The sequence below is a fragment of the Halohasta sp. A2 genome, assembly GCF_056175805.1.
Genome location: NZ_JAQFWV010000075.1, coordinates 1 through 14,709, shown reverse-complemented (window position 1 = coordinate 14,709; position 14,709 = coordinate 1). Strand labels below are relative to the sequence as shown.

General features: G+C 54.6%; 16 protein-coding genes and 3 pseudogenes. 10 read left to right on the top strand and 9 right to left on the bottom strand.

The genetic code is table 11. The features are described from left to right. The 3 genes from O2S87_RS15585 to O2S87_RS15575 all read left to right on the top strand — a co-directional run. Window positions 1-232, top strand: a 232-nt coding sequence (locus O2S87_RS15585) for a zinc ribbon domain-containing protein (RefSeq protein WP_475409691.1), incomplete at its 5' end; no start/stop codon positions are given. 169 nt (window positions 233-401) lie between these two features. After that, on the top strand, window positions 402-560 hold the full coding sequence (locus O2S87_RS15580) for a hypothetical protein (RefSeq protein ID WP_475409690.1): 159 nt from the start codon (window positions 402-404) through the stop codon (window positions 558-560). Then, window positions 542-973, top strand: coding sequence for a DUF7124 domain-containing protein (locus O2S87_RS15575; protein WP_475409689.1), 432 nt, complete (start codon window positions 542-544; stop codon window positions 971-973). The genes O2S87_RS15580 and O2S87_RS15575 overlap by 19 nt, the downstream gene beginning before the upstream one ends. A gap of 145 nt (window positions 974-1,118) precedes the next feature. On the opposite strand, the gene O2S87_RS15570 is transcribed toward O2S87_RS15575, so the two are convergent. Then, complete coding sequence (locus O2S87_RS15570) at window positions 1,119-2,102, bottom strand: transcription initiation factor IIB (protein ID WP_475409688.1); 984 nt, start codon at window positions 2,100-2,102, stop codon at window positions 1,119-1,121. Window positions 2,103-2,278: 176 nt separating this feature from the next. On the opposite strand from O2S87_RS15570, the gene sufB reads away from it, so the two are divergent. The 3 genes from sufB to O2S87_RS15555 all read left to right on the top strand — a co-directional run bounded on the left by sufB (window position 2,279) and on the right by O2S87_RS15555 (window position 4,904). After that, the gene (sufB, locus tag O2S87_RS15565; protein WP_475409687.1) at window positions 2,279-3,706 is read left to right on the top strand and encodes a Fe-S cluster assembly protein SufB; all 1,428 of its coding nucleotides are present in this window, start codon (window positions 2,279-2,281) and stop codon (window positions 3,704-3,706) included. Between the two features lie 474 nt (window positions 3,707-4,180). Continuing rightward, the gene (locus O2S87_RS15560) at window positions 4,181-4,579 is read left to right on the top strand and encodes an iron-sulfur cluster assembly scaffold protein (RefSeq protein ID WP_475409686.1); all 399 of its coding nucleotides are present in this window, start codon (window positions 4,181-4,183) and stop codon (window positions 4,577-4,579) included. Beyond that, window positions 4,572-4,904 (top strand): NifU family protein, encoded by a 333-nt coding sequence (locus O2S87_RS15555; RefSeq protein ID WP_475409685.1) that lies wholly within the window; start codon window positions 4,572-4,574, stop codon window positions 4,902-4,904. Before O2S87_RS15560 ends, O2S87_RS15555 begins: the two co-directional genes overlap by 8 nt. 29 nt (window positions 4,905-4,933) lie before the next feature. Here O2S87_RS15555 and O2S87_RS15550 read toward each other — a convergent pair whose 3' ends face one another. Together O2S87_RS15550 and O2S87_RS15545 are read right to left on the bottom strand one after the other, a co-directional pair. Further along, the gene (locus O2S87_RS15550) at window positions 4,934-5,284 is read right to left on the bottom strand and encodes a NifU family protein (RefSeq protein WP_475409684.1); all 351 of its coding nucleotides are present in this window, start codon (window positions 5,282-5,284) and stop codon (window positions 4,934-4,936) included. An 85-nt stretch (window positions 5,285-5,369) separates the two neighbouring features. Beyond that, complete coding sequence (locus O2S87_RS15545; RefSeq protein WP_475409683.1) at window positions 5,370-5,735, bottom strand: HesB/IscA family protein; 366 nt, start codon at window positions 5,733-5,735, stop codon at window positions 5,370-5,372. Between the two features lie 138 nt (window positions 5,736-5,873). On the opposite strand from O2S87_RS15545, the gene O2S87_RS15540 reads away from it, so the two are divergent. After that, window positions 5,874-6,224: a 4a-hydroxytetrahydrobiopterin dehydratase gene (locus O2S87_RS15540; protein ID WP_475409682.1), complete on the top strand. Its 351-nt coding sequence runs from the start codon at window positions 5,874-5,876 to the stop codon at window positions 6,222-6,224. 29 nt (window positions 6,225-6,253) lie between these two features. On the opposite strand, the gene O2S87_RS15535 is transcribed toward O2S87_RS15540, so the two are convergent. Then, window positions 6,254-6,661: a DoxX family protein gene (locus tag O2S87_RS15535; RefSeq protein WP_475409681.1), complete on the bottom strand. Its 408-nt coding sequence runs from the start codon at window positions 6,659-6,661 to the stop codon at window positions 6,254-6,256. Window positions 6,662-6,764: 103 nt separating this feature from the next. Next, entirely contained in the window at window positions 6,765-7,166 is a 402-nt protein-coding gene (locus O2S87_RS15530; protein WP_475409680.1) for a DUF7475 family protein, read from the bottom strand. A gap of 347 nt (window positions 7,167-7,513) precedes the next feature. Here O2S87_RS15530 and O2S87_RS15525 point away from each other — a divergent pair. Then, window positions 7,514-7,657 (top strand): annotated as a pseudogene (locus O2S87_RS15525) (RNA 3'-terminal phosphate cyclase); the annotation flags it as partial. A gap of 164 nt (window positions 7,658-7,821) precedes the next feature. On the opposite strand, the gene O2S87_RS15520 reads toward O2S87_RS15525, so the two are convergent. After that, window positions 7,822-8,694, bottom strand: a complete 873-nt coding sequence (locus tag O2S87_RS15520; protein WP_475409679.1) for a universal stress protein — start codon at window positions 8,692-8,694, stop codon at window positions 7,822-7,824. A gap of 202 nt (window positions 8,695-8,896) precedes the next feature. After that, window positions 8,897-10,219: pseudogene (locus tag O2S87_RS15515) on the bottom strand (RNA-guided endonuclease InsQ/TnpB family protein). Between the two features lie 210 nt (window positions 10,220-10,429). Here O2S87_RS15515 and O2S87_RS15510 point away from each other — a divergent pair. Then, window positions 10,430-11,359 carry a CBS domain-containing protein gene (locus tag O2S87_RS15510; protein WP_475409678.1) on the top strand — a complete coding sequence of 310 codons (930 nt, stop codon included), beginning with the start codon at window positions 10,430-10,432 and terminating at the stop codon, window positions 11,357-11,359. A gap of 185 nt (window positions 11,360-11,544) precedes the next feature. Here the strand turns inward: O2S87_RS15510 and O2S87_RS15505 are convergent, their stop codons facing one another. Both O2S87_RS15505 and O2S87_RS15500 read right to left on the bottom strand, forming a co-directional pair. After that, window positions 11,545-12,378, bottom strand: coding sequence for a universal stress protein (locus O2S87_RS15505; RefSeq protein WP_475409677.1), 834 nt, complete (start codon window positions 12,376-12,378; stop codon window positions 11,545-11,547). A 150-nt stretch (window positions 12,379-12,528) separates the two neighbouring features. Next, window positions 12,529-13,938, bottom strand: a complete 1,410-nt coding sequence (locus O2S87_RS15500; RefSeq protein ID WP_475409676.1) for an RNA-guided endonuclease InsQ/TnpB family protein — start codon at window positions 13,936-13,938, stop codon at window positions 12,529-12,531. Window positions 13,939-14,422: 484 nt separating this feature from the next. Between O2S87_RS15500 and O2S87_RS15495 the strand changes: the two are divergent. Then, window positions 14,423-14,584, top strand: a pseudogene (locus O2S87_RS15495) (IS5/IS1182 family transposase); the annotation flags it as partial. Window positions 14,585-14,709: the final 125 nt, after the last annotated feature.

Sequence of the window (14,709 nt, the reverse complement as noted above, 5' to 3'; positions counted from 1 at the left end):
GTGGGTCCGCGAACACTCGTGTCCCTCATGCGGATTCGAGGCGGACCGCGACCTCAACGCGGCGTACAACATCCTCTCACGCGGATTCGATCAAGTAGGAGTGGTTCACTCCGATTCACTGCCTGCGGAGACTGCGCTCCCTACGGGAACCAATTCGGCTCCTGCAAAGCGCGTCGTGGAAACAGGAAGCCCCGTCCTCAGCGAGACCGCTAGGCCGAGCAGGACGGGGTAGTTCACTGGTGTTATTTTGCAACTCGATAGCGCGACTCAATGCCATACTGAGAACGTAAAATTAGAGCGCCATTCCCGGTGATTGATAATCTATGGGCTCTCTTTTTGTGTATATGGGTAACGAGTCGTGGGAGAGACAGCCGCAAGCACGTCGTCGACGAGGGGTTCGAATGGTCAGCGGGCTCGCTGCACTGGACATCCTCGGTACAGATGGCTCTACGACAGTCGTCGATGGATCGGAGCACTACCTGAAGTTCGCTGATGGCGCGGCCAGCCAGCGCGTCTCGGCGGCGACCGAAGCAATTGACAGATGCCTAGCAGTCATATGAACGGCGACAGTGACACTGGTGAGGTAACGCTCGCGTTTTCGCTCTCGGCCATCGAACGACTCGAAGACCCGAAAACGGTGTTTGAGGACGCACAGAATTGGAGTCAGTCGGTCGGTCTCATTGACGACGACACCGAACGGATTGAGCGGATCGTTGCCGAGTATGACCTTCGACAGGATTTCGATATCCAAGACCGCGACAAGTGGTTTGTCCTCGAAGAGATCTGTGAGACGATACCGACGACGCGGCACGTCTACGTTGGGGCGAGCGACGAGGATATGCGGGTATCAACGCTTTTTTGCTGGGAGTACGTTCGTGTCTCGAAGGCGGCTGAGAGAGCTGACTGGAAGGTCTCCGAGACTCGGTCCAATCTCGGAATCTTCGCTCGTCTCCTCGGTCTCGTTCGAGACTGATCAAGTAACGACTTCGGCTGTCTCCCACGACACTTGAGCTCGCAGTCTTGCATGTCAGGATTTGATTGGTTTACCGTAAACTCGATTATTGAGGTAACAGAATCAGAAAGCTATCTAACTGGCCAGTTTTTATTTATTGTTCTGGTCAATCATCTGTATTTAGTTCTGTGGCGGCCAGAATTTCCCGATATCTATGTCTAATAGTGACTTCGCTCACATTAGCTGCTTTAGATATATCGGGCTGAATGATTGATTCTCCAGAAAGACGTGAGGCGGCATACAGTGCGGCAGCCGCAATGCCTGCGGGACTTTTCCCACTGTGTACCCCTTTCTCAGTCGCGTCTTCGATCAGTTTTCGAGCATACCGTTCTGTCTCGTTCGTACAGTCGAGTTTCGATGCGAATCGTCCCACGTACTCCATTGGATGCGATGGTGGTATTTGGAGATCTAACTCTCGTGAGATGTACCGGTAAGTCCGTTCAATATCCAATTTGTCGACGCGGCTCACCTCTGTGAGTTCGTCGATGGTTCGTGAGATACCATTCGTTCGTGTGGCAGCATATAGTGCACAGGTAGCTACCGACTCTATTGACCGACCAAGAAGTAGATCCTCATCTAAGGCTCGCCGATAGATCACACTCGCGGTCTCACGAGTTGGCTCAGGAACCCCAAGGGCTGAGGCCATCCGATCGATCTCGCCGAGAGCCCGTTTCAGATTCCGGTCCTTCGAGTTCTGCGTCCGGAATCGCTCGTCCCACGTTCGAAGCCGACTCATCTTTTGTCGTTGACGTGCTGACAGAGGGTTTCCATGGGCATCTTGATCACGCCATCCGATATTTGTTGTTAACCCTTTGTCATGTATCTGTTGTGTAGTTGGTAACCCAACTCGGGAGGCAGTTTCTCCCTGATCAAAATCAAACGTCCGCCACTCAGGTCCGAGATCAATAGCATTATCAGCGACGACTAGTCCGCACTCCGAACAGACTGTCTCATCTGTATCGTCAGCTCTCACCAGTGTTCCCTCACATTCTGGGCACTGATCTTCGAGCTGAGTCGAACGGTGCTGATCGTCGGCTGCTCTGTCGGCTTTGGTTGACTGTCTGCTGACACCGATCTGTTCGTATTTCATATTAGGTATGGATTTCAACACTAGCTTCTTGGCTCGTTGCTAGAGGTTCTTTCCTGATCCAAAATAAGATTTGTGACTAGAAATAGTTTCTAATAATACACGGAGAAACTATTTTTGATTTCAAAAGCTGGTTTTGCACCCATACATATATGTCTACCAATATCGAAATACATCATATGAGTTCAAACGAAAAGCTGAGCGAGACGAACACTGAGGCCCGGTTTGAATTTAAAAAGGAGGAAGCCTCCGCATTCAAGAGCGAAAAGGGGTTGACTGAGGAGACTGTCCGGGTCATCTCCGAGGACAAAGACGAACCCGAGTGGATGCTCCAGCGACGCCTTCGCGCCCTTGAGCATTTCCAGAACATGCCGATGCCAACCGATTGGCCAGAAGGACCCGATCTCTCAGAGGTCGACGTCAGCGAGATCGTCCCGTATATCCGACCAGATATCGAGACCCGTGGTGGCGTCGACGATTGGACCGACCTTCCCGAGGACATCAAGGATACCTTCGACAAGCTCGGTATTCCGGAAGCCGAAAAGAACGCGCTGTCGGGCGTCGGTGCCCAGTACGAGTCGGAGATCGTCTACCAGAATATGCAGGATCAGTGGGAGGAAAAAGGCGTCATCTTCTGTGACATGGACAAGGCGGTCCGTGACCACGAGGATCTCGTCCGGGAGCACTTCATGAACAAGTGTGTCCCACCGAGCGACAACAAGTTCGCTGCACTCCATGGTGCGATCTGGTCTGGCGGTTCCTTTGTCTACGTGCCCGAAGACACCAAAGTCGAGATGCCGATTCAGGCGTACTTCCGAATGAATTCGGAAGGAATGGGCCAGTTCGAACACACTCTCATCATCGCCGAAGAAGGCTCAGAGGTTCACTACATTGAGGGCTGTTCGGCCCCGAAATACTCCGAGTTCAACCTGCATTCGGGCGGCGTCGAGGTCTTCGTTGGCGAGGATGCTCACGTCCAGTACTCGACAGTCCAAAACTGGTCGAAGAGTACCTACAACCTCAACACGAAACGCGCTATTGCCGAGAAGGGTGGGCGCATGGAGTGGATTTCAGGCTCGATGGGCTCGAAGGCTACTATGCTGTATCCGTCGACCATCCTGAAAGGCCGTGGTGCCTCCGATAACCACATCACCATCGCGTTCGCAGGTGAGGGCCAGAACATCGACACAGGCGCAAAGGTCTACCACAACGCTCCCGAGACAAAGTCGACGGTCGAGTCCAAGTCGATCTCGAAAGACGGTGGTCGGACCAACTACCGCGGCTTGGTCCACATTGCCGACGGTGCCGAAAACTCTTCGACGGCCGTCGAGTGTGACGCGCTGATGTTCGACAACGAGTCGATCTCAGATACAATGCCGTACATGGAGATAAACGAATCACAAGTCGACGTCGCCCACGAGGCCACCGTCGGCAAGATCGGCGACGAGGACATCTTTTATTTGCAGAACCGCGGCCTGGATGACGACGATGCCAAGCAGATGATCGTCTCAGGGTTCATCGAACCCCTGACAGAGGAACTTCCAATCGAGTACGCGGTCGAACTCAATCGACTGGTTGAACTCGAGATGGAAGGCAGTCTCGGCTAATCCAGTACGTATCCAGAACTGAACAGCGACCATTGGTGCTTCGCTGTTCTGTTTATATTCATAATATCATCCCATGACAATTACACCCCTCGACTGTCTGCAATGTGGAACTGAATACACCTATATCGGTGCAGGACCACACGGAGCAGAGTGTCCCGACTGTGGATCGGCATGCGTCTCTCCAGTTGGCGAACTGCGAATCACTGACAACGACTATTGGTCAGTAGCCAATGGAACGGGTGAGCTTCGGATTCATACTGTCGACGAACATGAGCGGTCATTTGAGTTCCGGATCGGATTTCAAAAAAACAGAGGAACACTCACCACGATCACGATAGATGGGACATCGGTGCTGGCGAAACACTGTTCAGCAGCGTGGCCGATAGCAGAGCTACTCAACGAGCCACTTGAACAGTATGGTATAACCGAGTTGATAAACCCGATGAAGTCGGATACGACGTCCACTCAACGCCTATGAACAACACCTACGTTCGTGAGTTGCTCGCAGATCACAGCAGCAATCCACGAAACTACGGAACGGTATCAGACCCAGACCTTTCGGAGCGCGTCGACAACCCTCAGTGCGTTGGACCGACGCATCCCGAGGGTGACTGGGTTTCGATTTCACTGACCGTCTCGGACGATGAGCCACACGTGATCGAATCCGTTCGGTTTGAGGGAGCTGGCTGTACGCTTTCGCAGGCGGCTACCTCACTTCTCACACAACAGATGAAAGGAACAGAACTCCGAGAGGTCCGGAGTTGGGACCGTGAGTTTATTGAACGACACGTCGGCATGGACCTCACACCGGCACGGCTCCAGTGTGCCGAGCTTGTCATCCGTGCAGTCCGACAGGGAAATCACAATGAGTGAAGCCAAAGAGGAGTTACAATCGAGAATCGAAGACTGGATCGTTCAACAAATGCCGATGATCCAGATGCATGGTGGGAGTAGTATGGTCCGTGAACTTAATCCCGACTCCGGGTTGGTCGTCATCGAGTTAGGTGGAACCTGTTCGGGGTGTGGAGTCTCGAATATCACCGCAGAGAACATGCAACGGGAGCTGTACTTTGCGTTCGATGCAATCGAAGAAGTCCAAATTAAGGTCCCGTCGACAGGTAATGTTGGCGCTGATACGGTTGAGGGTGGCCGTGGTGGCGACCTCCAGTTTTCGACCGAGTCACCAGGACATTTGTGACCTGACGATTTTTGACCGTTGATCTGTGATCAAAACGGGATGTCTGGGCCCTGAGTTGAGCTTTCATCACTGCTCTGACCAGGCAAAGATGGACTCGTGTCTGTCTCTGATCCAGTTGTGTGACCGGTGTTAGCTTGCACTTTGTTAATCTCTGGAATCTCTTTGACCATTCGCTGTTTGATCGCTTGGATTGTCATTGGTGAGATTCCACACCCCGAGCACGCACCCCCGAGTTGAATATGAACCTCGCCGCTGTCTTCGTCAAGATATTCGATCGCAGCGTTACCACCGTGCATCTGGATCTGTGGAAAGTTTCTCTGCAGGAAGTTTGTCACACGGTTTGTTAGATCGTCTTCAGAGTCTGTTGAATTAGCGCTCATTGAGACATGTTACATTGGGACCAGCGTAGGATTTCGGTTCTCATCGTACACGATATTTTTGCAACGCCTTGTTCAGGGGATAATCTCATGTACGGAAACTCTCTCCACAACCACACTCAGAGACGACGTTGGGATTTTCAACGTGGAAGCCGGCTGCTTGGAGGCCGTCTTCGTATTCGAGTCGACTGCCACCGATGTAATTCATGCTTGCCGGGTCGACAAAGACACGAAGGCCGTGATGTATGGTCACGGTGTCGTCCGGCTCGGGCTCGTTGTCAAATCGCATTCCATATGAAAGGCCTGCGCAACCTCCTTGTTGGACAAACAGTCGGAGTCCACCCACATCAGTATCCATTCCCTCCTGATCCATTAGCGCGAGTGCCTGCTCAGCAGCGGCTTGTGAGACCTCCACACTCGACTCAGAATTACCGTCGACGGTTCCTACACTCATACTCAACAATCGTCAGCTAATAGTGTTAACTTTAATGGTTAGATGTAATTGGAAGTGATTTCAAACTTGAGTATCGATGAGTCCGAGACCGTCAAGTTCGCGAATCAGATGGTTGACTGCAGTCTTAGATATTCTTGTATGGCACCATCACTTGCAGATGAAGAATGTGAAGCCTGTACATCAGATGACGAACCGCTCACAGAGTCAGAGTATACCGACTACGTAAGTGAGATCGATAGTGTCTGGGAGGTCGTCGACGGTCATCACCCAGAAGGCGTGTATCCGTTCGACGATTTTCGTGATGCACTTGAGTTCACGTACGAGATTGGAGAACTTGCTGAAGAGGAGTGGCACCACCCAGATATTCATCTGCAATGGGGAGAAGTTAGAATCGAAATGTGGACTCACAAAATTGACGGTCTGCGCAAGACCGACTTCGTGATGGCAGCACGTATGGATCGGATTCATGAAAAATATGTCAACGTATAAATCACGCTAATTATCTGTCTGGTGATTTTCTACTGGAACGCCTCTTTCAGGAAGACGAGTGCTCCGCCTAACATTGCAAGGTTACCAAAGAACGCGAGTCGCTCGCCGCTTTTGTCCTCATCGTCAGCGTTCCAGAAGTCGTGCATTGTCGCCGTTACGACTGTTAGGAAAGTAACTGCCGCTCCTGTCGAGAGTCGTGGAAGTCTCCAGAGTATGATTCCAGCGCCTGCGATGAGCATCATTCCAGAGGCGAACGGAGCTGCGAGATTTGGTGCTGGAACTCCTGCGGACTCCGCGTACTCTATAGTATCTTCCATGTCGCGGAAATCTTCGGAGGCCTGTGCGGCCAGTCCAATACCCAGCAGGGCTCTTCCGAGTTGAGAAGGGGTAGTCGTGTTTTGATGCTTTGTCTCATTCGTGCTGTCGCTTTCGTCCATACGTTGTTAAACGGTAGAGTACAGTATAAATCATCCTTGTCACTACAGTCCATTTGCTACGGCAATCGTTTGAGTGGTGACTGTTCTCGCCGCAGATGACGTGTTACTCGGCGGCGTACAAATAGATCGCACAGACCACAAGTATCGCCTCTGCAGCCTTTGTGATAACTGCAAACGGGTTGATGCTCCCTTGCATATAGAACGCTTCGACGCCCCACCCCTGCACCGGGAAGATCGCGATAAATGTTACAAGTGAATACAGTGCCGCCACCAAAAGCAGTTCTTTCTTCCAGTATTTGCTTAGATATAACACTGCACCAACAAGGAAACCAAGGCCGTTAAGGACAAATAGAATACCGAGTACCTGACTGAACTGAATCGCATTAGTCGAAGCGATGAGATGTAAAACCCCCGTTATGAGGGCCATCACGATGGCGATGTAACCGGCAAGGTTGTCGGGTCTATTGAAGGTCGATGCAGTGGTCGTTGTGGATGCTGTCCCCATTATTGCGCTAGTCCCCCGCCGACTGTAAAAGAGTTATTGGTAGGATTGTAGAACGATGCGAAATTGTTGTTTATTTTGTGTGTGTATCGGGTACTTTACCTCTGTTAAATCGCCATACAGCGTCGGGAAGTAGTGATTCGTTGCCTCCCTGAAACTGGTCAATCGGTTCTTTACTGTTGAATTACTCATGGGTGCAGTCACGACCGTTCCATCTTGGCCCTTTGAGCGACAAAATCATCGACAGTAAATTACTGGTCGCGAATTACACAGGGGTATGTTCGATCGACTGGAGGAGAGTACTTTCAGGAACAGTGCCACCGAATGAGAGGCTGGTGAGTACGTACTCGATGACGACCCTCGATGGCGTTGGTGGTGGCGGCCAGATCCTCAGGACGGCGCTGAGTCTCGCGACCATCACTGGAGCCGCTGTTCGGATTGAGAACATCTGCAGTGGCCGACCCGTCCCGGGACTCAAACCACAGCATCTCACGGCGGTCGACCTCGTCGTCGAGCTGTGTGATGCCGAGGTCGACGGAGCGGAACTGGAGGCCGTACTCGTCGACGTAGTGGGTAGGATAGACGAGTGTCCCACACTGATCACACTGGTAGTTCGTCACTGCGGCTTCGCAGATCTGTCAGAGCGTCGTGGCGCTCATCACCGCGTCAGGACCGGCATATCGGTGTGTTCGATCACGCGTGCGGCGACGCTCCCGAGCAATCGGTCCGGGGCCGCGCCTCGCCCGCGACTACCGAGGACGATCAGGTCCGCGTCGACCCCGTCGGCGAACGCGAGGATTTCCTCGTCTGGTAGACCACGCAAAACGTTGGTCGTTGCCGGGAGATTCAGCTCTCGGGCTCCGGCGGCGACAGCTTCGGTCGCCTGTCGACCGCCCTCTTTGAGCAGTCCGATGATGCTCCGTGGCGCGTCTTCGAGATCGTAGGTCGTCGTGTCGACGACGTAGATCGCGTGGACGTCTGCCCCGTACTGTTCGGCGATCTCGATTCCGTTTTCGGCGGCTGCCTCGGCGTCGTCGCTGCCGTCAGTGGCTATGACGACCTCATCGTACAGTCCGTACCCCTCCCGAAGGTCGGCAGTATCGCCGAGTGGAACCGACATGACTGGGGTATCACCGAGCGTGATGACGCGCTCGGTCGTGCTGCCGAGACGAGCCCGCTCAGTCCCTGTTCGGCCGTGGGAGCCCATCACGACCAGGTCGACATCGTGTTCGGCTGCGTACTCAAGGATCTCCCTGTGAGGGACTCCCTGACGGATTTCGCCGACGTATTCCAGTTCGCGGTCGCTCGCCTGCTCGACGATTCGATCCGTGGCTGCCCGACACCGGGCTTCCTCCTGCTGGCGGAGCGTTTCGGCGTCGGCATCGTCGATCCCTGTGGGTTCTGCACTCGTGTCGACGACCGACAGGACGTGGACCGTCGCGTCGGCCACGCGGGCCAAATCGAGCCCGCGAGTGGTCGCGTCGTCGGCACCGGCGCTGCCGTCGGTCGGAAGCAGAATGGTCTCGTACATTTCGGGATCATCTACTACGGCAAGCCACAGAACTCCACCGGCCGAAAGGGACGATTACCGGACGACATCCCTCGTCGGGAGATACTCGCCCAAAATCGTGTTGTACTCCAATATCTGCCGGAACAAGATGGCGAGTTAATTGACATCCTCCCGCGCCTGAAGACGCGGGAATCCCACGGCACCGCACCGCTGGGTTGGGATATTACGGTTTGTAGTCCACCACTTGTGCCTGCGGTTGGAATCCGCTGGACAAGTCGTAAAGGTAGACTCCAGGCTGTGCCAACCAGCCGGTACTCCTATCCTCGCCCAAACTGGCCGAAGACTCGGAGTTACTTTTGTCGTTGATGTTGAGACGGATGTTCTCCGCTCCATTCACGTCAGCGTTGAACGCCGCGTCACACTCCTCACAGACGTAGAGGCCACGCTTGACACGCTGACTATCGTCTTCACTACCGCAGACGCAACACGTCTTGCTCGTGTTACGCTCTGAAACTTCTACCACCTCGATTCCCTTGACTTTCGCTTTGTATGTGAGAATCTTTGTAAAGCGGTCGAACGCCCACCCGTGCAGGTCAAGGTTGCCGTGTCGACCCCAGTTTTTCGACTTACCAGCTTCGTCTTCACGCACGCCCTCTAAGTCTCCGACGTTGATTCGGCCAACTCCCTTCCCGACACACCGTTCTACGATGTGTTTCGCTAAGGAGTGGAAAAAGTGAGTGCGGCGTTCCGACCATTTCGCGTGTAATCGAGTGGCTTTGTCGGCACCAGAGTTGTCACACTTGGCGATCTCCTTCGGGAAGTAGTACCCATCTTGCTTCAAGCGGTTGCCGGGGTACAGGCCGGATTCCTCGGTACTGTAGGCGATCGCTGCAAAGTTACTAATACCGAGGTCGATACCAGCCGTCTCGGTTCCGGGTGCGTTGGGCGTCTCGATCTCGTCTTTACAGACGAGGTGCAGTTCCCAGCGTGCTTTTGCCTTGTCGTAGACGGCCCTAACTTGTTGCAGGTTCTCAACGGTAACGCCGGGACGGGTTTCGTATTCGACAAGAATGTACTCCCATGCTTTCGGGTGTTGTTTGTGATTCGAGCCCTTTGAGAGTCGAACACGGTTGTTCTTAGTGTCGTGTTTGATGCCGTTTTGCTTCCACGTCACCGTCGAACGCGGGTGTTATTCGTGGACAAGACGGCCCTGTTGGTCGTAGTAGTTTTTCTTGCGGTAGCCGGGCGGGTTCGCACGATCATCAGACTTCCTCGTTTCGTACCACGAGTTGAAGGCTTCAGAAAGCTCTTCCAGAACTTTCTGACTGGACTGCGAGTGCAGCCCCTTGTATTTTGGATGACTCTTCAGTTCGTTTTTGAGGTCGCCGTGATCGGGTATCCCGCCCGTTTCGTCCCACTCTTGACGAGAGTGGTAGTTGGCGACGTTCCAGAGTTTGCTGGCCGACCATCCGTGCCGGTCGAGCGAGTTCTCTACCTGTCCGTGGTTGAGGATTTTTGCCCGGTGGGTGCGGTGGACTTCCAGCATTCTAAACGCCTGTATAAACACTTATAATCGCTTCTCTTGTAAAGGTTCGGTTTAAGAACGGTGGAATACCCGACCCTGCCATTGCCGGTGGATTGTGTAGGAATTGTCGGATTCATCCTGACCCTAAAGGGTCAGGTATTCTCCTCGATTCTGTATAAATCGTAACCTCATTGCCAGTATGTTCTTCCCGCGCTTTTCGGTAGAGGTCGTATGGCGTTTCCGATCCGGATCAACGACATCATGAGCAGTCCCGCCGAGACAGTTCCCCCCGACACCACGTCGACCGTGGCTGCGGCCACCTGCCAGAACGAGAATATCGGATCGCTGGTTGTCGTCGACGAGGGCGAGGTCGTCGGCATCGTCACCAGCGACGACTTCGTGGGGGTCCTTCGCGGCGACGCGGACCCACGGCGGCGCAGGCTGGCGGATTTCATGTCGACTGACGTAGTGACCATCGATACAAGCGCGACCGTCGGCGAGGCCGTCGACCGGATGAGTGACAACGACATTGCTCGGTTGGTCGTCCTTGATGGCGAGGAGCTCGTCGGGCTCGTTAGTACCGACGATATTGTCCACCACGTCCCGCAGGTCCTCCAGCGCAGCGAACTCGACCGCCCCGACGACGAGGCCCACCGCTACCACCGGTTTCAGGAGACCGCCTACGAGATGGACGACTGGGAGACAGAGAGCCGTGGGCTCTCGGATGCGGCAGTCTCGGTCGGCGACCGGATCGCCTTCACGAAACCGATCAGCGAAGGAGATGTGCGGGAGTTCGCGGCCGCCAGCGGTGACACGAACCGCCTCCATCTTGATGAGGACTACGCCAGCGAGACACGGTTCGGTCGACGAATCGTCCAGGGGACGCTCGTCGGCGGCCTGATCAGTGCGGCGTTGGCTCGCTTCCCCGGCGTGACCATCTACGTTTCTCAAACACTCTCGTTCCTGCAGCCAGCCGACATCGGCGAACGGCTCACCGCAGTCTGTGAGATCACCGAGCACGTCCACGGGAACAAGTACCAGCTGACAACGGACGTCGTCGACGCCGATGGAGAGCGGCTCGTCGAAGGACAGGCCGCCGTGCTGATCGACGAGCCACCGGATATCGGTCGGGTCGAGGTCGAAGCGATCCCCGCTGGATGAGGACCTCCGTCACCTGATAATGGTTACCGGGACTGGAGTGCGCTTGAGAACGCTCTGGGTGACGCTGAGATCCGGGCGACTACCCACGTTTCGGGCCAGTTCACGAGTATCGGTCTTCCATTGCAACGACCGTTGTCGTTGCATATCTACATCGTCTTTCCGTACTTCCGGCCGCGTTCTTGATGCTATCGAACGACTGTTACCGGTGCTGGTGACCGTCTCGCAACGGTTTCTGCGACACTGCCGAGGAGCAGTCTCGATACCCCAGAGCGACCGTGGCTCCCCATAATCACATGGTCGACATCGTTGTTATCAATATAGGTGAGAATAGCATCCGCGGGTCGATTCGGTCCCCACTCGACAATTGTGGTCGTTGTGACGGTGGCATCGTACTCTTCGGCGAGGTCTGCTGCGTCTGCCAGCAATTCCGATGCTCGCTGTTGGATACGTTCGTATTCTGCTTCTGAGTGGACCAATTGTCCCTCGCCGTAGTGTGTTTCCATCGGGTCAATTGCATGGAGGATTGTCGTGTCAACGTCTGGAAAAACCGAAGCGGCGTACTGGAGTGCTTTTGCCGACTGTTCTGAGCCGTCGACCGGGACGATGTGGTGCTTTGTGCCCATACGTTGGTGCGGGCGGACAATTGTAACTGGGACCGGTGCTCGTCGAAGGACGCGTTCGGCAACGCTCCCTAACAGGATTCGTGAGACTCGCTCGCGACCATGGCTTCCCATCATGATTTCGTCGACGTCTGCTTCCTCGCTGAAGCGCACGATCTCACGACTCGGATGGCCAACGCGGATCTCGGTGTCGACCTCGATGTCGTGGCGCTCAGCGATATCAAGCAGGTCAGCAAAGATCCGTTCCGGGCGTAGCTCGTCGTCGTTCAGAGTCGTGTTTCGCGGGTCGTCGACATAAATGAGCGTGATGTCCCCGCCGGGGAACGTAGTGATACTCTGTTCGAGTGCGTCTTCAGAGAGTGGAGAGCCGTCTGTCGGTACCAACACGTCTCGTGGCATATTAGATGATTCAACACCAACTGTGTTAGGAATTATCACAGTGTTTGTGAGGGTCTATTGAGACAGAGAATCAGTGTTTTGGAGTCTCTCACCGATTTGTTGATGTCTAACCGCCGTGAGTGGTTGCACCGTGAACTACCCTACCCTACCCTACTTGCTCACGGCTGACGCCGTTCGCTCGGTGAGGGTAGGGCTTCCTGTTTCCACGACGCGCTTTGCAGGGACCGGAGTAGTTCCCGTAGGGAGCGCAGTCTCCACAGGCGTTGACGAGAGCTTGAGTGGTCTGCACCACGTTTGAATGCTTGAGTTCTCGTCCATTGAGCGATCGGTATCCGCTGGCCTGTTGCTGACATCAGTCCGTTCAAAGGTTACGCCAACCACTCTAGCTCTCGTCCGCACATCAGAATCGCAAAGCGATTCTGAGGACGTTGATTCGGAGTATCCCATTCCTACATCTTGTAGACCGCGAGAAAGAATGTTCCACGCCGCGTTCGCGTCCCTGTCCGCCTCGAACCCGCAGGCAGGACACGAATGTTCACGGACCCACAACGGCTTCTCCGTCGAAACGCCGCACGAAGCGCACTCTTTGGTCGTCCCTCTCGGGTTGACCGCTACGAAGTGCGTCCCCGCTCGCTCGCACTTGTATTTGAGCAGCGAGAGGAACGTTCTCCACGCGGCAGACGCCGTATTGCGGCTGTTCGACGGCGACTCCATCATCCTCTTTACGTTCAGGTCTTCGACCGCCACGAGGTCAAACTCCCGAGCGTAGTACGCCGAGAGTTTGTGTAGGAAGTCACGGCGCTTCCGTCGGAGGTCCGCGTGACACTCCGCGGCGCGACGTCGTTGCTTCTCGTAGCTGTTCGACCCATGCTGTTTGTGCGAGAGCTTCCGTTGCTCTCGCTCCAAGCGTTCGCGTTCGTTCGAGAGGTCGAGCGACCCGACCGCCGTGCCGTCGGTATCGTGGGCGTACTTGAGAATCCCTACGTCGATACCAACCACGCCGGTCAGTTCGTCGGGTTTCTCGGGTGGTTCACGGTCTACTTCAACGCCGAACGTGGCGAACCACTCGCCCGTCGGTTCCTTTTTGACCGTGACCTGTTTGAGTGTGGCGTCGTCGGGGATGGCGCGGTGGAGCCGAATCGGTATTTCCGCGAGTTTCGAGAGCGACAGTACAGTCTGACCGCCCTTCTTGTCGAGCTTGAAGCCAGACTGACTGTACGTGTAACTGCGGAACTCGCGTGGCGGTTTCCATGTGAGTTGACCGATGTCGTAGCCGTTGTCCTTGAGCTTGGAGAGTCCTTTGAGGTTGTCGAACAGGCGTTCCACGACGGTTTGGAGAACCTTCGAGTACACGTCTGAGAGGCCGTCCCACCACTTTTTGAGGTCGGGTAGCTCCGACCGTAGTGTGGTCATCGACGGGAGTTCACCATGTTCGTCTTGGTACTCGTTAAGCCGGTAGAGTGCGTGATTGTACAGTTGCCGACAAATATCGCGGTGGCGGTCCAACTCCTCACGGTGGGCGTTGGACGGGTTGAGATGGTACTTGTAGCCATAGTACATCCGTTACTCTCGTTCCTCGATTAGTTCGTCCAGTTGTTCACGGATGAACGACGAGAGGTTGAGGTGTTGGTTCTCAATCCACTCGTCTTGGTCCTCCCGAATGGTGATCGTCTTCCGTTTCACCGTAATGCACACTATGCACATTTCACACATAATAGCGTCGGTGAAACGTTGGCCTGTGAGCCAAGTGTCGAAACATGTTTGAGAACTGTGTGGTGCTGTATCCCCTCCCTACTCGCTCCCTACGGTCGCTCGTTGAGGAAGGGGGCTTAGCACCTAGGTTCAGCTAAAGACGAGACCAATGGTGACGAGACAGTCAGACGCCACGGGTTGACGAGCAACCAGCGGCGCTGGCTGAACGAGTTGTAGGACACCGTCGATGGTGTCGAGTAACACACCACGATTCCGCTGTAGCGAAATCATAGACACACCTCTTTTCACGAGCTTTTTGTCCACGAACGTCGACCAGTCGCCAAGACCGACAAAGGTTCGAAATAAACTAAGGGAAGAAGGCGTGAGGCCGCTAATCAAGCACCGTGAGTTCCGCCCCATCGATCACGCGCATAACGCGCAGATCGATGAGGCTCTCTACGGCCAACGAGCACTATTTGAGACTGTCTTCTCGGTAATCAAGCGCACGCTCGGCAAGAGTGGTCTGCGCTATGTTTGAATCTACGGAGCGCGTATAGGCGCTAATGAAGGCTTCTCGTCGGACCAAGTTGGTGAAACATCTGTCGGAAAAAGAGCTTGATGACGCGATCAATGAAGCAC